Genomic DNA, 19,272 nt, shown 5'->3' on the forward strand with positions numbered 1-19,272 from the left:
CGTGAACGGCGAATATTCGCCTACTGCTCTCAGCAGTTAGAACGGGAGTCCACGCGAAAGCCTCGGGGCTTGACCCCGAGGCAATTTACGCTTCTTTTGCCTGCGCTCTGGTATCACCCGCGGGGCCATCTGCCTGGTTGGTCATTTCGAGTTACTGGGTGTTCCCACGCGGTGGTCCGACAGTGAGAACTCCAGAACGTCGCCCTCGCTGACGCCCTGTTTCGTCGTCCACTCGTACACCACTTCGAGCACGTACTGGCCGCGTCCAGGGTACCGCTGGTCGTTCCCGTTCTCGTCCGGTCCCGGCGCGGGCGCGTGATGGATACTCGTGATCGTTCCGTCGGCGTCGGCGTACACGATATCGATCGCGAAATCCATCTCCCGCATCACGAAGGTTCGATTCTCCACGGATTCGTACACGAAAAGCATTCCGCGGTCCGCCGGCAACGACTCGGTGTCGCTGAGACCGAGGGACCGCAGGTCCGGGGTGTCGGCGATGGCGGCCGTTACCGTTCCAAGCCGCTCGCCGCTTTCGGAGCGGGCTCGGATCTCCGTCGTCTCATACCCCGGATGGATCGGCGTTTCTGCGTCGCTTCCGGCTGTCGGATCCGCGGTCGCGGCCGACGGCCGTTCGGTCGTCGCGGGTGCTCCGGCGGCCGTCGCGTCCGGTGCGGTTCCGTTCTCGGTGTCGGAACCGCCGCTCACGCACCCCGCGAACGCGACCGCGACGACGCCAGCCGCCCCCAGAAACGCTCGGCGATTCATACGTCCGTTTCCGAGCGGTTCCGAGTAAACGTTCTGCCCCGACGCGCACCGACCTCCCGGCCCTCCGCAACTGCGGCCCCAGCGACCTTCAGAGCAGCTCTTTCGGGAATTTCGCCGCCACGGTGTACGTCGGATTGACCAGTTGTGCGAGTCGAGCGCGGCCGACCGCGCTGCAGAGCTGGTAGGCGTCCGTCTCGTCGAATCCGTACTCGTCGACGAGCCACCCGATGAGCTCCTTGTACGCGAGCTTCGCGGCGTTTTCGGCGGGGCGAGCCGCCGCGACGACCATAATCTCGTCGTCTGATTCGATACGGGGCCACGCCATCTGGTAGTCTTCGAGCACGTCGATGCGGAGGGTGACGACCGCCGGCACCTCGACGCTAATGCCGCAGATCTCGCCGTCGCCCTGCGCGGCGTGGCAATCGCCGAGGTGGAGATACCCGCCCTCGACGTCGACGGGAAGGTACACCGTGTTCCCGATGGTCACGTCCTTGCAGTCCATATTACCGCCGTGGTCGTGCGGTTTGACCGAGTAGACCGATTCGTGCTTCTCTGCGGTTCCGATCGTTCCGATCTGCGGATGCGCCGGAAACTCCAGTACCTCGCCGCGCTCGGTCGGATACGAGACGACGCCGTCGTCGATCTCGCAGAACGTCGTGTTCGGGGCGCTCGGCTCTGCGAGATTGAACACCGAGGCCTCGAGTCCGCCGAAGTTCGGGAAGACGTTGATGACGCCCCTGTCGGGGAGGTCGATGTCGACGATCTCGACGGCGAGCGCGTCGCCGGGCGTTGCGCCCTCGACGCGTATCGGTCCAGTCACCGGGTTGATGTTGTCGTCGAGCTCGTCGGTTCCCCAGACGTCCTCCATCCGTGTGCCCTCATCGAGGATATCCCCGACGTAATCGTAGGTCTCGACGGAGAACGTCTCGCCGGGTTCGACGGTTTCGATCGGTTCTCTGTCTGCGCTGATTGTCAGGTGTGCGTGTCCGTCGTCCGCTTTCGTGATGTGTTTCATGTCGTGTCTGTCCCGTGGGTGGTCATCGCCTGATGCAGTCGACCTGGTGTTCCCCTGATCCCTCGTGTGGTTCGAGACCCATCTCCGCCGTTTCGCACGCCTCGATCGCCTCGGGGCACCGGGAGGCGAACGGACAGCCCCGGTCGTCGACGTCGCTCGGATCCGGGATCGTCCCCTCGAGGATGATCCGGTCGCGTTCGATACCGGGGTCCGGAACCGGGTTTGCCGACAGGAGCGCCTGCGTGTACGGGTGCTGTGGATCCTCGAATATCTGATCGACGCTCCCGTACTCGACGATGTTGCCGAGGTACATCACGCCGATCTTGTCGCTGATTTTCCGCGCGATACCGAGGTTGTGTGTGACGTAGATCAGGCCCAGTCCCAGCTCGGCCTGCAGGTCCATCAATCGGTTGAGGATCTGCGCCTGTACGGAGACGTCGAGCCCCGACACCGGCTCGTCGGCCACCAGCAACGACGGCTCGACCGCGAGCGCCCGAGCGATGGCGATCCGCTGTTTCTGCCCGCCGCTGAACGCGTCCGGCCGCTGGTGTTTCTCGGCCGGCGAGATTCCCACGCGGCGCAGCAGTTCGTCGACGCGGTCTTGTACCTCATCGTCGGGAACCACGCCGTGAACCAGTATCGCCTCACTGAGTGCGTCTTTCACGGACATGCGTGGGTTGAGCGTGTCCTGTTGGTCTTGGTAGATCAGCTGTGCCTCCCCGCGAAGGCGCCGCTTCGAGTACGTCTCGATGCGCTCGTTCTTGAAGACGACTGTACCCTCGGTGGGCGTCAGGTGGTGAAGCGCGGACTTGACCGCCGTACTCTTTCCGCACCCGGACTCGCCGACGAGCGTGAACGCCTCTCCCTCCCCGACTGTGAAGTCGATCCCGTCGACCGCCTTCACCGTTCGGTCGTTACCGAGGAGCGAGGAGACGAGCCCCGATTCGACCGGGAAATGCTTCTTCAGTCCGGTGACCTCGAGTAGCGTCATCGGCTTCGCCCACCTCCCTCGGCGGCGCTGTCGCCTCCGTCACCTGCGTCTTCGGCATCGGTGCTGTCATCAGCACTGCCGTCGGCGATCGCTTCCGGACCCGCCGCCATCTCGACCGATCCGTCCGGTACCGGCGCGCTGGGCGAACTCGGACGCGTCTGATTGCCATCGTGGAGGAAGCACTTCACCGTCCGTTCGCCGTCGTCGCCGACCTCGTAGTACGGGGGGCGGCGCGACCGGCACGTCTCCGTCGCCTCGGGACAGCGGTTCTCGAAGACACACCCGTCGGGGAGTGATTGCAGTTCCGGCGGTGACCCCTCGATCGTCGCGAAGCGGCTCGATCGGTCTCGGTGAGAGGGGACCGAGTGCAGAAGCGCCTCCGTGTACGGATGCTTCGGATCAGCGAAGACGTCTTCGACGTCGCCGTGCTCGACGATGTTTCCGGCGTACATCACGCCGAGCGTGTCGCACGTTTCGGCGACGACGCCCATGTCGTGCGTCACCCACACCATTGCGACCTCGAGCTCCGACTGGAGCTCCGAGAGGAGGTCGATGATCTGCGCCTGGATGGTGACGTCGAGCGCCGAGGTCGGCTCGTCGGCGAGCAGGAGCTCCGGTTCGCAGGCCAGCGCCATCGCGATGCAGACCCGCTGTGCCATCCCGCCGGAGAACTCGTGCGGATACGACTCCGCTCGATCCTCCGGCGAGGGGATCCCGAGGAGTTCGAGCAGTTCGTACACCCGCTCCCATCGTTCCGGTTTCTCCATCTCGGTGTGTGCCGCGAGCACGTCGGCGATCTGCTCGCCGACTGTGTAGGCCGGATTGAGGTGTGACATCGGCTCTTGGAACACGAAACTGATGTCGTTTCCGCGAAGCGTCCGCAACTCCTCGTCAGCGCACGCTGTCAGGTCGCGACCGCGGTAGCGGACGCTGCCGTCGGCGATCTCGCCGGGGGATCCGATCAACCCCATGATCGATCGCAGGAGCGTCGACTTCCCGGATCCGGACTCGCCGACGATCCCGAGCGTCTCCCCGCGGTGGAGGGTGAACGAGTTGTCGTCGACGGCGGTGACCGGCCCGCCGGCGACGTCGAACCGGGTCGTGAGTCGATCGACCTCGAGCACCGGCTCGGGGTTCCCGTTCGTTCTCATTCGACTACCTCCTCGTGATCGCTGCCGTACAGCAGCACCTCGCGCAGCCCCATACCGAGCAGGTTGAAGCCGAGCACGGCGACCGCGATCGCGATCGTGGGGAAGACGATCGGCCACGGCGTCACGAGGATGTATCCCTGCGCCGCGTTGGCCATCGCTCCCCACGAGGCTTTCGGCGGCTGAATCCCCAGACCGAGGAAACTCAGCGTCGCCACGTCGATGAGGGCGTACGCGACGTCGGTCGTTCCGAGGACGACGATCGGCGGGATCGAGTTCGGGAGGATGTGTTTGAACATCACCCGCCGATCGCTGTATCCGAGGCCCTCTGCGGCTCGGACGTACGTTTCTTCCCGGATCGATAACGCCGAGGAACGGACCGTCCGCGACATCATCGGAACGTAGACGACACCGATCGCGATCATCGCGTTCCAGATGTTGATCCCGAACGTCGTGACGATCACCATCGCCAGCAGCAGGGGCGGTATCGACACGAGGACGTCCAGAAGCCGCATTATCGACTCGTCGACCTTGCCCCGGTAGTAGCCGGCGACGAGACCGAGGCTCACCCCGATGACCGTCTCCAGCGCGATAACGACGACCGCGATAGCGAGCGCGTACCGCGTTCCGAAGATGATCCGCGAGAGGATATCGCGGCCGGTGTTGTCCGTCCCGAAGGGGTGCTCCACGCTCGGCGGCGCGAGCGTGTTCTGCAGGTCCTGCGCGTGTGGCGGGTAGGGAGCCAGCACCGGCGCGAGGACCGCGACGGCGACCAGCCCCGAGACGATCAGGAATCCGGCGGTCGCCATCCAGTTCGAGCGGATTACGTGCCATCCGCGCGTTAGCCCCCCGATCAGTCGTGACCGAGACGGCTCGCTCGGGGCACCGACCGTCTCGCCCTCCGCCGACTGGCTCATTGCTCATCACCAACCATCACGCGCGGGTCGGCCCACGTGTAGAGGAAGTCGACCGCGATGTTCGAGAGGACGAACACCACGGCCGTGATTATCGTCCCCGCGAGGACGACTGGGAAGTCTTGTGCCTCGACGGCGTGGATGATGAGCCGACCAAGACCGCCCATCCCGAAGACGAACTCGACGACCATCGCGTACACGATCAGAAAGCCCATCCAGAGCCCGGAGACCGTCAGCACCGGTGCGATGGCGTTCTTCGCGGCGTATTTGCGGACGATCCGACGCCTCGGGATCCCCATCGCCGTGCACGTTTCGATGTAGTCCCGATCGAGGGCGTCGCGCATACCCGCCCGCATCATCCGGAACATCAACGCGCCGACCATCCCGCCGAGCAATAGCGACGGGACGAATATGTGACTGAGGCGTCCGACGACGCCCGATCCGGCGCCGCCGGATGGAAGGACGTTCAGGTGATACGAGAACACGAGGATCGCCAGCACGCCGCTGACGAACACCGGAACGCTGACGCCGACGATGGCGCCGACGGTGAGGACGCGATCCAGCAGCGACCCGTGTTTTGCGCCGGCGAGGATCCCTGTGGGAATCGACATCGCGGTCGCCAGCACCATACTCAGTCCGACGATCTGGAACGTGATCGCCCACCGGTCCGCGATGAGCGTCGCCACCGGGCGCTGCTGGGAGAACGAATACCCCAGATCACCCGTCAGGACGTCCTGCAACCACAGGAAGTACTGCACGTACCACGGCTCGTTGAGGTTGTACTGCTCGACGACGGTTCGGCGCATCTCCTCTGTCACGACGCCGCCCGACAGCAACACGTCGGCGGGCGACCCCGGAGCGAGCTGCAGCAGGGCGAACACCAAAAACGTGACTCCCCAGACGATGAAGACGCCGAATCCCAACCGTTTGAGCAGATACTGTATCGTTCGTGCGGAGACCATCACTCTTCGATGTACATATCCCGAAGGAAACTGCTGAAGTACGTGACGAACGCGGGAATCTGTCCGTCGTAGCCCCCGAACTTGGTGTTAAACGCCTTCGTCGTGTCGGGGTGGAAGAGCCAGATGCCCGGTGCCTCGTCGACGATCAGCTGATTCGCCTGCTTGGCGTACGCCGCCCGCTCGTCGGTGTCGAGCGTGGTCTTGAACTGCTGGATGAGCGCGTCGACCTCCTCGTTTTCGTACGCGAACCAGTTGTTCCCCGGCGGCAACTGCTCCGAGCGGAAAAGCGGCGTGAGGATGGCGTCCGGCGAGGGGAAGTCCGACGCCCAAAGCCCCATCTGCATCGGCTCGCGCTCGGACATATCCGTCTCGCCCCAGAACGACTCGACGTACTGGGACGTCGACACCTCCCGGAGGTTGACCGTCACGTCGATCTCCGCGAGGTTCTCTTGGATGACCAGCGCCGGCTTCTGACGGACCGTGTCCTTGGGCGTCAGAAGGGTCGTCTCGAAGCGCGGACTGCCCGTGTATCCGGCGTCGTCGAGCATCGATGCCGCCCGCTCGGGGTCGTAGGGGAAGCCGTCGTACTCGAGGTCGTCCGGCGTCACGTGGCCCATCATATTCTCCGGCAGCATACTGGTCGCGTGCGCCCCGTACTCCCCGATCGTGCTCTGCGTGATCGATTCCGTGTCGACCGCGTAGCTCAGCGCCCGACGCACATCGGCGTTCCCGAACGGCTCCTTGGTGCTGTTGAACACGACGAAGCTCGTCTGGAACGACGTGACCGTGTAGAGATCGACGTTGTCGAGGCCGTCGAGGACCGACAGCTGATCGATCGGGACGTCGTTCGTTCCGCCGTAGTCGCCGTTCTGCATCCCCGTGATCCGCGCCGTCCCGTTCGGGACGATCTCGAATCGCGCCCCGTCGAGGTAGGGAAGCCCCTCGTCCCAGTAGTCCCCGTGCCGGGAGATCTCGATGTAGTTGCCGCTCCGCCACTCCTCGAGCGTGAACGGTCCGGCGCCCACCGGATTCTGCGCGAGGTCCGTACCCCGTTCCTCGATCTGCGACTGCGGCGCGACGCCCCACGCCGTCGTGGCCGGGACGAACTTGAACGCGGCGTCCGGTTCCGAGAGGTTCACTTGGACGGTGTACTCGTCGACCTTCTCGAACGAGTCGACGGAGTCGAACATCCACGCGAGCGGAGACTGCGCCTCGTCTCGGAGCGTGAGCTCTGCGCTCGCGATAACGTCGTCTGCGGTCATCTCGCTTCCGTCGTGGAACACCACGCCCTCACGGAGTTCGTATACGAACGTCGTCTCGTCTTCGGCAGCCCAGCTCTCGGCGAGCGCGGGCTGCAGCTCCATATCCGGCTCGCTGTACTCCAGCAGGCTGTCCCAGATCTGCGCGGTGAGGTTGTTCGTGATGGTGTCGTACGACTGCCAGTACGAGAGGTTGCGGGGGGAATCTCCCAGCGCAAACGTCATCGTGCCACCCCCCCGACCACCGGTGCTCGTGCTCTCGCTGTCGGTGTCGCTGCCGCCACTGGTGGCGTCGCTTCCGTCGTCGCCGGTGCACCCTGCGAGGGCCGACGCGCTCGCTGCCCCGGCCAACATCTTAACGAAATCTCGTCTATTTTCTGGATTCATAATTTCATTCCCGAAGATATGTTTCATAACACTATGCTTGGCGCGAATAGGTGGTCATACATTTAGTCTGGCAACGGATACCTTGATCCGATGATCCCTATTAAAGAGTTTCGAAAAAATATCCACGAATACTGCATAAAATTATGCTAAATGGGTAGTGTAATAGGTATATTAATGAATGAGTCTGCGGAAAAATCCAGTCTTATTCGAGATGGTAAACCTGTAAGTGGAGGGATCGGGATCAGACAGGTCGATAGGCTCGGGAACTCGAGCTCGGAGACCGATTCCCCCGCTCCGTTCGCTCGCGCGCGCCCCGCTCGACGGAACCCCAACCGCTGACGCGAATCACTCGACCGTCCGGGTCACGGTCCCCGTCGCGCCACCGTTGTCGGTGACGATGAGCGTCACGTCCGTTCCGCTGGGTACGTTCGCTTTATTCACCGTTTGGCCGGTGTAATCGACCGTCTCGTCGTCGCCGACGTCCCACTCGTAGCTGACGATAGTTCCGTCGGGATCGTTCGACGCCGATCCGTCCAGATCGACGTTCGACGACTGACCGGAACGGCTCGCGGTGAAGTCCGCCGTCGGCGGCTGATTGGACGGGGTCGCCGTGGGCGTTGGCGTCGCTGTGGCTGTGGCCGTGGCGGTCGCAGTTGCCGTGGCCGTCGCGGTCGGCGTCGACGTGGCGGTCGCGGTGGCTGTGGCGGTTGGCATCGGCGTCGCGGTCGACGTTGGCCCTCCCGGATCGGTGCCATCGGCCGTGTCCGTGTACGTGACGCTGTCGGTGAGCTGACCGTCGGCGTCGTACAGTCGGAGCGTGATCGTGTACTCCGTGCCGCCGCCCGAGGTACTGGCCGACCCCTCCGGCCCAGTGTAGGAGACCGACCCGGTCGGTTCGTCGGTGCTGGCGAGCGTTTGACTCCCGCCGCCTGTCTCATCGAACGTCACCTCCACGCGGTCGAATCGGGCGTCGGGATCGGAGATCGAGTACGAGGCCGTGTAGCGGGCGCGCCGGGTGTCCGGATTGCCCGACGTGTCGCTGTCGTCGGTAACCGACGTGCTCTGGAACGTCGGCGCGGTCGGCGTCGGCGTCGCTGTCGCCGTTGCGGTCGGCGTCGCCGTCGCGGTCGGCGTCCCCGGCGTTGCGGTCGGCGTTGCCGTAGCAGTCGGCGTTCCGGTCGGCGTCGCCGTGCCCGGCACGACCGCTCGCTCGTCGTAGCGGACGGCACCCCCCGACGAGGTGTCGACGAGGAGAACCCGGACCTCACCCGCGAACGAGTGCGCGACCGTGATCGACTCGCCGCCCTGGAACCACTCGTCGCCGTCGAGCGTATCGCTCGCGCGATCGGCGGGGTCGCCCAGGTCGAACCGCCGCTCGGTGTCGCCCTGTCTGATCACGAGTTCGAGGTCCGAGAGCGCGAAGTCCTGGCCGCCACGGTGCGTGAGTGTGAGCGTCGACGGATCGAGGTCGACCTCGAACTCCGCGGGGTCGTCGGCCGCCTCGATCTGTCGTTCGAGGTTGAAGATCAGCGCGGAGCCGACGCCGATCGTCGTGGTGATGACGAGAAGCGTCACCAACACCGTGCTGACGGTCTCGCTCTGTGCGCGGTCGGCGTCGATCATTGCTCAGTCTCCCGGTCGACGTGGCGCCAGCGGATCACGAGGGGACGTCGATGAAGTACGTGCCTTTCGCGCCGTTCTCGAAGCGGAACTCGATGACGAAAAAGTCCCGCTGAGCGATGTTGTCGCTCGTCCCGTCCTGATCGAACTCGAAGGAGATCGTCGTCTCGGTGTTGTTCCCGGGCAACTCCGGCTGGGTATCGAGCGTCTGCATCGGTTCGGTGATCAGGAAATCGTCGCCGAAGACGGTCGTCGCGTTACGGATGTCGTAGGGGTCGACCGCGTCCTGTCCGCCGGGCTGCTGTTCGTTGAAGTAAAACGACATCCGCGCTTGGGTGATCGACGTGTCTCTGTCGGCGGTGTTGTTGAAGACGACGCTCACGGTGTTGCCGGTCCTGGAGACCGACTCGTAGTTGACGTCGTTCGGTCCGGCCGGGTTGATCTCGAGTCCGCCCGGCTGCCGCTGTCCGCCCGCGGGCGCCTCGTTCAGTCCGGTCGGGGAGCACGCGACGTCCACACGCCCGGACGCATTGATCGTGAGCTCGCCGTCGGTGACCGTCACGTCGGCGGGGTCGACCTGCCCCTCGAGCAGCTGCTCCCACGTCCCCTCGCTCAGCCCCGTCGGGTAGGTGACTCGGGCGTCCTCTATCTCCCGGTCGTTCACGTTGCCCGGAACCGACTCGATGGAGACGCGGTCGACGCCGGACTCATAGAGGCTCGTGTTCAGCGGGCGGACGTTGACCGTATCGCCCTGCACGAGCTGCTGGTCGGTCAGGAGGATCGTCCGCCCGCTGAAGTTGAGATACAGGACGGTGTTCTCGTACACGATCGTCGGCGCGTTGTGATATTCGCTGTACCCCGGCGTGTACTGGAGCGTCCGCGTCTCGATCGGATCGCCCGCCGGACACAGATTCGAGATCGAGTTCCCGTCGCCGTCGGTGACGCGTATCGGTTCGGGCTGGCCGGTCCCGAGCGATCCCGCCGCCGGCGGGGGGTTGATCCCGAGGAGACGGATCGGATAGCGCGTTCCCAGCTTGACGGAGCTGAAGGTGGTCTCACCGGCAGTCTGTGCGGTGAGAATGGCGTTCCGAAGCTCCAGCATATCGTTCTGGACCTCCTTGCTGTGTGCGAACTCCGTCTGCTCGGTCTGGATTGGAATGTAAGCTGCCTGATAGATAGACAGGAGGATGATGAGAAAGCCGAATACGAGCACCGCGCCGATGACGGCAGAGACGGCGCGGTCGTCCCCTCGAAAGCCCATAGACTCATATTCTGCCCGCCGTGCTTGAGTCTTGTTGCTGCCGGGGGCGGTCGTGAGATAGCGGGGATGTCACTGTGTCTTGACCATTACTCTTTTCTAGTTGCTGTCACACCGATCGGTATGGCGCTGTACGTGCTCGGCCTCTGGCTGCTCGGCTGGGCGGTCGTCGCCGTCTCGATCGTTCTCACCTTCACGTCCGGGGCGCCGGCGGGGCCGATCGATGCCCTGCTGCGGGGTCCGGGACAGTTCTATCTCGAATCGGTCGTCGCGCTCGCGGACTTCGCGCGTCTGACCACGATCCCGTCGCGGTGGACGGATATCGGCTACGCGGCGCTGGCGCTCCTCCCGCTCGGGGTCCACCTCTTTCTCACCGGTCGCGCGATCCGCGTGGCCGCTCCCGACGCGTGGGACGAAAACCAGATCACCGTCGCTGTCTTCGGCGTCGGTTCGATCTTCGCGACCGTGGGCGTCCTCGGCGCGATGCTGTTCGGTCTCGGCGCGCAGTTCCTCGTGATCTCGATACTCGGCGTCGGCATCGGCGTCGGGCTCTTGGCCGTGTCGCGGCTTGTCGCCGCGGTGGGCACCGAAACGACGGATCGCCGGCCGGCTTGATATTGACGTCGCATACGATCAGTATGCACCGTCAACCGAGGATAGAACCAGCTCGACGCGATCACGTGCCAGCAGGAAAATGTCTCGACGCCGGACTCCCTCTTGCCGGACGCAGGTTCGGCGTCCGAACGTGAAACGCGGCCGGAGCGCGGGGAGGTCCGTCTCAGAGACGGTCAGGCGACGTTGAAGCCCTTGTCGCGGAGGAAGTCCTCGATGCGACCGGTGTGGTTCCCCTGGAGCTCGATAGAGCCGTCTTCGACGGTGCCACCGCAGGCGAACTTCGATTTCAGGTCCGACGACAGGCTGTCGATGTCCACGTCTTTGGGATCGAACCCTTCGATGACCGTTACCTCCTTTCCGTAGCGGCGCTCGTCGATGCGGATAGTGATCTCCTGGGACTCTTTGGCCACGTCCTCGCAGACGCAAAGCTCCTCAGGGAGTCCGCACGTCGAGCAGACTTCCGACATTACAACCCGAGTCTACAGGATGGGGATATTAAACAGTATCGGGAGTTCCCCCGTCCCCGACGGGTCACGCGGGAGCGGAACGTCCCCAACGCGCTCACTCGTCGGGAGACGCGGCTCACCGGAACCGGCGAACGATCGGCGTGGACGACCGCACGAGTCGGTTGACAGTCGAAATCGCCTCGTCGGCCTCCTCGCAGGTCACGCCCGCTCCGTACCGAACGCGCTCGTACAGCGCGACGACGCGTCCGCAGTCGGCGTTGGGACAGACCGCCCCCTCGTGTCCGTCCTGCGAACCGCCCTCCCCGACGATATCGGACTCGTTCTCCCGGATCGATCGGAGGTACGATCGCGGCGTCTCCCCCGGCCGACGCGGGCGGTACTCGGCTTCGAGGAGGACCGAGAGCCGCCTGTACGCCCGGATCACGTCGGTCTCCGGATCGTCACCCCGCCGCTGGAACTGTACCGCGAGCAGCCTCGACGTCCGCGCGGCCACTCCTGTGCGGCGCGCGCCGGCGACGAGGCCGACGACCGCGACGATGCCGACGAGGAGCGTTCGTCCCGCCGGCAGCGACGGGAGCGGTAGCGACTCGCCGACGCTTCCGCCCGGCGTCGACGCCCCGCCATTCGATCCGGCTGCCACTCCCGGCGTCGGACTCGCGGGCGTCGACGCGGGGGTCGCGCCGGGCGAGGAGGCGGTCCCGTTCGGTCGCGGAGTCGCAGTCTCGCCGCTCGTCGGCGTCGACGGGGTCGGTCCCGAGGTGTTCGGGGACGCCTCCGGGAGGTCGACGGTCGCGTCGCCGCTCTGGCGCGCCTCCGCGAGCCGCGCGTCCTCCGCCGTCTCCCGCGGGCCGCCGGGCGTGGGATCGAAGCGGACCCATCCCGCGTCGGGGAAGTACACCTCGACCCACGCGTGCGAGTCGAGACCGCGGACGACGCGTGTCCCCTCGTCCACCCGTTCGCCGGGGGTGTAGCCGGTGACGAACCGCGCCGGGACGCCCTGCGAGCGGAGCATCACGACCATCGTCGTCGCGTAGTAGGTGCAGTAGCCGGCGTCCATCTCGAAGAGGAACGTGTCGGCCACGTCGCCGGTCGGGGTCGGCACGCTCAGTGAGTACGCCTTCTCGCGTTCCAAGTGCGTCTCGATGGCGACGGCCTTCTCGTAGGGCGTGTCCTCCTCGCCGGCGACAGCGTCGGCGCGCTCGCGGACGCGATCGGTGGTGCTGGCCGGAAGCTGCAGATACGACGCGGTCACCGAATCGGGATAGTCAGTCCCGGCCGTCCGGAGCCGTTCGGTCGTCGCGTTCGGCACGCGGCTCGTGACGGTGTAGCTGTCGCCCGGCTCGAGCGTCGTCCCCGGCCGGAGGCTTCCCTGCGGCGTCACGGACGCCCGATCCGCCACCGCGCCGTCGAGTTCGACTGGCTTCCACGCGGCCGGCAGGACCGAGATCGATCCCTCGGCCGTCACCGTCTGTCCGAGCGTGCGCGCGGGGCCGGGGTGCCCGCTGAGCCGGCCGCCGTAGGGGCGCTCGTTCCCGGTCCGGACCCAGCCGTCGCCCGTGTATCGGTCGTACGCCGCGGTCCGCCAGTACGCCGGTCGGGGGCTCTCGACGGTGAACCTGACCGCCGGCGAGAGCCGGATGCTCCCCGCGACCTCGATGCGGTCTTGGGCGTCGACGAGGTTCCCCTCGACGGTCGGCGCGCCGCGGTCCGGCAGCACCGGCGATCCGGCGGCGCCCGGGACGACCGAGAGCGTCGACGACAGGACGATCATCGCCGCGAGCAGCGCGGTCAGGACGTCCGCCTGCGCGAACCCGGTCCCGTGACGCTCGAAAGTGGAGGCCGCGACCGCCACCGTCGCGCCGACGACACCGACGAGCGTCGTCACGCCGTCCGCATCGCCGGTGAGGACGACGAGCGCGAGCGCGACGCCCCCGACCGCGCTCGCGAGCACGTACCGGCCTCGGGCAGCGAGGTACCACGAGAAGAACACGGGCCCGGGAACGACGGCGGTCGCCCACACGCCCGCGCCGACCAACCGGAGCACCGACAGCCCCGTCAGCAGCGCGACCGTGTCCGTGAGGACGCGTTCGGCGGTCAGTAGCTCTAGTTGGCTCGCCGGGAGCGCGATCAGGTACACCGCGACGCCGAGCGCGAGCAGCGCGACGGTGAGCACGGACGCGGCGCGAACGCCGACGAACCGACCGACGAGCGCGGCGAGTACGAGCGCGGCGAGCACCGCCGCGGCGAACGGTTCTCGTCCGCCGACGACGTCGGTGACGTGCCAGAGGACGCCCACGTACGACCACGTCAGCGCCGCGATGCCGGCGAACGCGAGCGCCCGCTCGGAGGCGATGGGCCGGTTCATCGCTCCGCCCCCGTCGTGGTCGACCCCGGGGCGTCGCCGGGGCGTGAGCCCTCGGGCCGTGTATCTTCGAACCCCGCGTGCGGGACCTGTGCCGCTCCGGTTCCCGCGCGCGCTGCCCGCGCGTCCCCGATCAACTCCTCGAACCGCCGCTCGCGGTCGGCGACCCGGACCGTCGCGGACCCGTTCGACGCGCGGATCACGATGTCGGCGTCGACCGGCGTCTCGGAGCCGCCCCGGCCGTTCGCCGCCGCTCCGCCGATCGGCACCGGCCCACCCCCTGCGGTCGCGAGGTGCTCGAACAGCGCCCGCGTCGATCCCGGCGACGCCTCGACGCTCCCCGACGGCGTTTCGAGCCTGACCGGGCGCCCGTCGTCGAGCAGCGACAGACACACCGACGCCGCGGCCTCGGCCATCGCGTCGACGGTCTCGACGTCAGGGTCGTCTCGTTCCGAGCGTTCTCCCGCGGTGACTCGGCTGCCGGCGGCGGTATCAGTGTCGGCGTCGACCCCGCTGCCTGCGTCGGTGTCGCCCCCGGTGTCGACCCCGCTGCCTGCGTCGGCGACGGCGCCGGCAGCGACGGCGACGCGGTCGGATTCGCGTTCGGCGACGTACTCTTGGACGACGAGTTCGCCCCGCTTCGCCGACGACTTCCAGTGGATGTCGCGGCGGGCGTCTCCCCGGACGTACTCGCGCAGTCCGTCGAAGGAGTCCCGGTGGTCCGCCCGACCCGGCCGGGACTCGGCCGCGGACAGGAGGTCGGCCCGGGCCGTCCCCGAGAGGCGAGCGACCGGCGGGTAGACCACGAGGGTGTCGCGGGCGTCGACGGTGACCGCGCGCTCGACGAGTCCGAGCACGTCCGTGAGGACGACCGTCACCGGTCCGAAGACGTGCTCGCCGCGCCGCTGTGTCGCGATCTCGTAGGTGACGACGCCGTCTCCGCCGACCGTGCCCGCGACCACCGCCGCTGAGTCATCGTCGTCGGTCGCGCCGTCGGTCGCGCCGTCGGACGCGCGCACGCCCGATGGCAGGCGGTCGCGGACCGTCGCGGCGTAGGACCGCGGCGCTCGAAGCGACAGTTCCACCGTCGCGGTCGGCACCGGCGCGTCGGCGGGCGGGAGCCGCCGCTCGACGGTCGGCACCGGCGCGCGCCACACCTGCACGACGGCGCCGAGCAGGGCGACCGCCGACGGCAGGACGACCGCGTCGAGCGCCCGCGCGCCGAACAGCGAGCCTGCCGCGAGGCTCGCGGCGATCACCGCGGCGACCACGTAGGCGCGTCGTGTCGGGCGCATTGTCTCGACTCAGTCGACGGCGACGGATTCGAGCGCCCGCTCGACGACCGCCGCGCCGTCGGCGTCGGCGTCCGTCCGGATGCGGTGACCCCACACCGAGGGGACCTCCGCCTGCACGTCGTCAGGGAGGACGTACTCGCGGCCCTCGAAGACCGCGCGGGCCTGCGAGGCCCGGAGGAGGGCGATCGCCCCGCGGGGACTCACGCCCAGGCGGGCGTGATCGCGGGTGTAGCTCGCGAGCCGAGAGATGTACGCCCGAACGGGCTCGCGAACGGTCGCCTCGGCGACGGTCCGGCGGGCTCGGCGGACGTCCTCGACGGTCGCCACCGGCTCGAGCGACTCGATCGGGTGGTCGCCGGCGACGCGCCCGAGCAGTTCCGTCTCCTCGGTCTCGTCGGGGTAGCCGAGCCGGATCTTCTTGGTGAATCGGTCGACCTCCGCGACCGGGAGCTCGTACGTCCGTCCCGGCTCGACGTCGTTCTGCGTCGCGATGACGGTGAAGGGCTCCGGAACGAGGTGCGTCTCGCCGTCGACGGTCACCTGTCCCTCCGCCATCACCTCGAGCAGCGCGGCTTGGGTCTTCGGCGGCGCGCGGTTGATCTCGTCGCCGAGGACGACGTTCGCGAAGACCGGGCCGGACTGGAACTCGAACGCCCGCGTCTTCTCGTTGAAGACGTTCACGCCGGTGATGTCCGACGGGAGGAGATCCGGCGTGAACTGGACGCGCGAGAACGAGCCGTCGAGAGAGGTCGCCACCGACCGCGCGAGCATCGTCTTCCCGACGCCCGGCACGTCTTCGAGCAGGAGGTGCCCGCGCGCGAACAGCGCCACGAGGATGTGTTCGATCGCCCCCCGGTGGCCGACGATGACGCGCTCGACGTTGTCGACGATCTGTGCCATCAGCTCGGCGGCGTCGTCGATGGACACCGGCGAGGCATTCTCGGGGGCGTTCCTCGGATCTGATACGGCGTCTGCGTCGGTCATGGCTGAGGAGGTGTGGAGCGGGAAGCGTGAGCGAGCGGTCGCGGGCCGCTCGGGCTCACTCCGTCGTGGGGCGTAGTCACCGCGTGAACGTAACTCTGCTGGCGGTTCGTACTGTCGGTGGAAGTCCCTTTCCGGTGATCGAGGCCACGGGGGGTCGCGGTCACCGGCACACAGTTGCGACCGACCGTATTAGCCCGCGGTCGGGGGCGGCGTTCACGCCCCCGGCGCGCGCTCGTACACCTGTGTCCCGGCGTCGCCGGCGAGCGCCGAGGTCAGCCGCTCCGGTGAGGAGATCACGGCGCGCTCGCCGCCACGTTCGACGAACCGGAGGCAGGTCCCGACCTTCGGGCGCATACTCCCCACGCCGAACTCGCCGGCCTCGAGGTGTTCGTGGAGGGCCGCCGCGGACGCCCGCTCGATCGGCTGTTGGTCCGGTCCCCCGAAGTCCACGTACGCGTACTCGACGTCGGTCAGAACGATCAGCGTCGCCGAGCCGAGCTCGTTCGCGAGCAGCCTTGCGGTGCGGTCTTTGTCGACGACGACCTCCACGCCGCGGAGGTCGCCGTCGTCGTCGCGGGCGACCGGCACGCCGCCGCCGACGCAGACCACCGTGTTGCCGTGCTCGCCGAGCAGGGTGTTGCCGCCCAGCGCGACGACGAGCGGCGGGGCGTCGGTCTCGTCGGCGTCGGGGGCCATACGACGCGTTTCGCCGCGCGCCACCGAAAGCGTTCGTACGGAACGGGAGACGGTGTTCTAAGATGGAGTGAATGATGGGGTGGTACAATTCCAAGGTGAGTTATGTCTGAAAAAAGACGGTCTCAGGGACTGTTGATGAAGGTCAGTGATCCGCTTCACTTGTTTTGAATTATTGCTTTCAAATACCATTCCTTGGGATATCTGATGTCGTTCGGATTCAGTCTACCCTGATAACCGGGTTTAGGAGGACAATCTACAGTCTGGAACTACTCGAAGTTCGAATTATGTTACAGTTGATGAATTTAAACTGTGATTCAGCTTAATTACGAATAGAAGTGCTGTCTGTCGCTTTTGCTCTTGGGGCCAAGCGGTTTTCCCCTACAACGCTGGAGTCGACGAGAGCAAACGTGATCGCCGACCAGCGGTTCGCGAAACAGTAGAAAACACGAAGTTAATAAATGATAGAGAAGGAACAATAGCGCCGAATGTGTCTTTCGTGAGGTGAACCGTATAAATGTCAATTTGTCAATCTGATTTGACAAGACTAACACAAAAACCGCCGACGAGTAGCTCAAACCGTTGATTTCGTATGAATTAGCTCCTCTGAGCACTGCCGTTAATCCTACCCAAATTTTAATAATAATTAACTCAGAACCTTGGCTTGTATGACAGAGACAGAAGATATATCAAAGGGGTTGATTGTGACGGGCAGTAGGGGATTACTAGTAGCCATATTGGTTCTTTGGGTTACACATATTTACATCGTGAGTTTCGTACCGGACGGGTTTGTGCTCGCTATTCCTACGTGGTACCTTGCATCGTATCTTATCGGATTGAGTACGGTTGGCCTCATCTATCTATATCTTTTTAACGGAGGGGATTCACTTGATTAGTCAACTTACTGCTGCACTGACGAGAATTCCGACGATCATTTTCGTTATGTATATGGTGGGTATGGTTGCTGTCGGCGTCTACGCCCATCGGTTCAATGAACAGACACCGTCGGACTACTTCGTCGCTGGAAAACGAATCGGGCTGGTGGTTCTCACTTTTACGATTCTCGCCTCGATCCAGAGTGCATTCACCTTCTTCGGAATCGGTGCCAACGCGTCGGGTGCTGGTCTAGGGGTATACGTTTTTATCCTGCTCAACGCGGTGGCTCTCAGCCTCATCATCGGTGTCGCTGGGACAAAATTTCAGTTGGTGGGCGTGGCACAGGACCTGCTCACCCCGACAGAATATGTCAGAGACCGTTACGAAAGTAACTCGATCGTGATCGTCTATCTCCTCTCGACGGGTGTGTTTTTGCTCACTTTCGTCGCGACCCAGATCGCCGGCGGCGGAATCGCGCTGGAGGTCTTGCTCGGAATTCCGTACGAGGTGAGTATCGTCCTCATAGCACTATTTATGGCATTTTACCTCCACGTCGCCGGGATGCGAGGTGTAGTTTGGTCGGATACGATACAAGGCGTAATCATCTTTGCTTCGCTTGTTCTGGGGTTCATCCTTGTTAATGTCCAGATCGGCGGTCCCGAAATCGTCAATTCAGTCCAGAGCGTTGATCCTGCTCTCTTTAGTTTGCAGGGGCCCATCTCGCTGTGGACTCCCCTGTTCACGCTCACATTCGCGCTCTACTTTACCGCTGGTGTCCCTGCGTATCCACATCTCATCCAGCGGTATCTCGCGGCTGGCAACACGGATATTGTGAAGAAATCGGGGGTGATTTATGCTATTCTCGCGAGTACCGTCTTAGCTCTGGCAGCGCTGCTCGGGTTATACGCATTCGGTATGATGCCCGAAATCGCCAACCGAGATTATCTGATCCCTCGCCTCTTCGAGACGATCACTCATCCTGTCGTGTTCGGGATCGTTGTTTCCGCAGCCATTGCTGCCCTGATGTCGACTGCAGACTCCGTCCTACTCACCGTGAGTTCGATGATCACCCACGACGTATACAGGGAGTTCTTCGATTCAGATATCTCGAATGAACGAGAAGTTCGGGTCACGCAGGTTTTTCTCATACTATCGATATTGATCGCGTTGGTCATCGCGTGGCTGCAACCCGCCGGAATCTTCGCATTGGGCGCTCTCTCGGTCGCCGCCGGTGCTGTCACTGCCCCTGCCGTGTTTATGGGGCTTTATTGGGAAGGGGGAACTGCCGAAGGTGCTATTTTCTCTATGATCACCGGAGTGGTTGTGATGATCGCCTACTTCTTCGAATTCATCCCGACGGCGTACCGGTTTGGAATGCATTACGGCTTTATCGGAACGGCCGTGACATTCGCAGTCTATATCATTGTGAGCTTCCTCACCGAAACACCGTCGGATAACCGAGTGGAGGCCTACACCGAGGGTTAGTCCGGACCACGGGGAGACGTCGTTTGGAGGGCCAACCACGAAGTCACCGGTCGCAACGGACTTTGTCTCCAACTATGAAACTCTTTGTCTGACTTCTCTCGGTCGTGTTTAGTTAGGAGCATTGAGCCAGGCAGCAAATGCTTGGAGCCAATTTTCGGCAGTTTGGGGTTCAACGT

The 19,272-nt window shown here is 64.9% G+C and carries 16 protein-coding genes; 2 read left to right on the top strand and 14 right to left on the bottom strand.

The genetic code is table 11. The annotated features are described in order from the left end of the window. Positions 1 to 141: 141 nt before the first annotated feature. The 9 genes from ACT3HL_RS17105 to ACT3HL_RS17145 form a co-directional block, all read right to left on the bottom strand. The gene (locus ACT3HL_RS17105; RefSeq protein ID WP_445087968.1) at positions 142 to 765 is read right to left on the bottom strand and encodes a DUF192 domain-containing protein; all 624 of its coding nucleotides are present in this window, start codon (positions 763 to 765) and stop codon (positions 142 to 144) included. A gap of 88 nt (positions 766 to 853) precedes the next feature. Then, complete coding sequence (locus ACT3HL_RS17110) at positions 854 to 1,780, bottom strand: acetamidase/formamidase family protein (protein WP_445087969.1); 927 nt, start codon at positions 1,778 to 1,780, stop codon at positions 854 to 856. Positions 1,781 to 1,802: 22 nt separating this feature from the next. Beyond that, on the bottom strand, positions 1,803 to 2,771 hold the full coding sequence (locus ACT3HL_RS17115; protein ID WP_445087970.1) for an oligopeptide/dipeptide ABC transporter ATP-binding protein: 969 nt from the start codon (positions 2,769 to 2,771) through the stop codon (positions 1,803 to 1,805). Next, positions 2,768 to 3,922 carry an oligopeptide/dipeptide ABC transporter ATP-binding protein gene (locus ACT3HL_RS17120; protein WP_445087971.1) on the bottom strand — a complete coding sequence of 385 codons (1,155 nt, stop codon included), beginning with the start codon at positions 3,920 to 3,922 and terminating at the stop codon, positions 2,768 to 2,770. Before ACT3HL_RS17120 ends, ACT3HL_RS17115 begins: the two co-directional genes overlap by 4 nt. Next, positions 3,919 to 4,836 (bottom strand): ABC transporter permease subunit, encoded by a 918-nt coding sequence (locus tag ACT3HL_RS17125; RefSeq protein ID WP_445087972.1) that lies wholly within the window; start codon positions 4,834 to 4,836, stop codon positions 3,919 to 3,921. The genes ACT3HL_RS17120 and ACT3HL_RS17125 overlap by 4 nt, the downstream gene beginning before the upstream one ends. Continuing rightward, on the bottom strand, positions 4,833 to 5,795 hold the full coding sequence (locus ACT3HL_RS17130; RefSeq protein WP_445087973.1) for an ABC transporter permease subunit: 963 nt from the start codon (positions 5,793 to 5,795) through the stop codon (positions 4,833 to 4,835). The genes ACT3HL_RS17125 and ACT3HL_RS17130 overlap by 4 nt, the downstream gene beginning before the upstream one ends. Then, a complete protein-coding gene (locus ACT3HL_RS17135) occupies positions 5,795 to 7,408 on the bottom strand; it encodes an ABC transporter substrate-binding protein (protein WP_445087974.1) in 1,614 nt (537 codons plus the stop codon). The genes ACT3HL_RS17130 and ACT3HL_RS17135 overlap by 1 nt, the downstream gene beginning before the upstream one ends. Positions 7,409 to 7,786: 378 nt before the next feature. Then, entirely contained in the window at positions 7,787 to 9,064 is a 1,278-nt protein-coding gene (locus ACT3HL_RS17140) for a PKD domain-containing protein (protein ID WP_445087975.1), read from the bottom strand. A 34-nt stretch (positions 9,065 to 9,098) separates the two neighbouring features. Continuing rightward, positions 9,099 to 10,322: a hypothetical protein gene (locus ACT3HL_RS17145; RefSeq protein WP_445087976.1), complete on the bottom strand. Its 1,224-nt coding sequence runs from the start codon at positions 10,320 to 10,322 to the stop codon at positions 9,099 to 9,101. Between the two features lie 120 nt (positions 10,323 to 10,442). On the opposite strand from ACT3HL_RS17145, the gene ACT3HL_RS17150 reads away from it, so the two are divergent. Beyond that, positions 10,443 to 10,934 carry a hypothetical protein gene (locus tag ACT3HL_RS17150; protein WP_445087977.1) on the top strand — a complete coding sequence of 164 codons (492 nt, stop codon included), beginning with the start codon at positions 10,443 to 10,445 and terminating at the stop codon, positions 10,932 to 10,934. 173 nt (positions 10,935 to 11,107) lie between these two features. On the opposite strand, the gene yciH is transcribed toward ACT3HL_RS17150, so the two are convergent. The 5 genes from yciH to ACT3HL_RS17175 all read right to left on the bottom strand — a co-directional run bounded on the left by yciH (position 11,108) and on the right by ACT3HL_RS17175 (position 16,738). Beyond that, on the bottom strand, positions 11,108 to 11,401 hold the full coding sequence (gene yciH, locus ACT3HL_RS17155) for a stress response translation initiation inhibitor YciH (RefSeq protein WP_445087978.1): 294 nt from the start codon (positions 11,399 to 11,401) through the stop codon (positions 11,108 to 11,110). Between the two features lie 115 nt (positions 11,402 to 11,516). Then, on the bottom strand, positions 11,517 to 13,766 hold the full coding sequence (locus ACT3HL_RS17160) for a transglutaminase domain-containing protein (protein WP_445087979.1): 2,250 nt from the start codon (positions 13,764 to 13,766) through the stop codon (positions 11,517 to 11,519). After that, entirely contained in the window at positions 13,763 to 15,058 is a 1,296-nt protein-coding gene (locus tag ACT3HL_RS17165; protein ID WP_445087980.1) for a DUF58 domain-containing protein, read from the bottom strand. Before ACT3HL_RS17165 ends, ACT3HL_RS17160 begins: the two co-directional genes overlap by 4 nt. A gap of 9 nt (positions 15,059 to 15,067) precedes the next feature. Then, positions 15,068 to 16,042 (bottom strand): AAA family ATPase, encoded by a 975-nt coding sequence (locus ACT3HL_RS17170; protein WP_445087981.1) that lies wholly within the window; start codon positions 16,040 to 16,042, stop codon positions 15,068 to 15,070. Between the two features lie 213 nt (positions 16,043 to 16,255). Continuing rightward, entirely contained in the window at positions 16,256 to 16,738 is a 483-nt protein-coding gene (locus ACT3HL_RS17175; RefSeq protein WP_445087982.1) for an amino acid kinase family protein, read from the bottom strand. Positions 16,739 to 17,692: 954 nt separating this feature from the next. On the opposite strand from ACT3HL_RS17175, the gene ACT3HL_RS17180 reads away from it, so the two are divergent. Next, on the top strand, positions 17,693 to 19,096 hold the full coding sequence (locus ACT3HL_RS17180) for a sodium:solute symporter family transporter (RefSeq protein WP_445087983.1): 1,404 nt from the start codon (positions 17,693 to 17,695) through the stop codon (positions 19,094 to 19,096). Positions 19,097 to 19,272: the final 176 nt, after the last annotated feature.

Source organism: Halobellus sp. GM3, assembly GCF_052545375.1.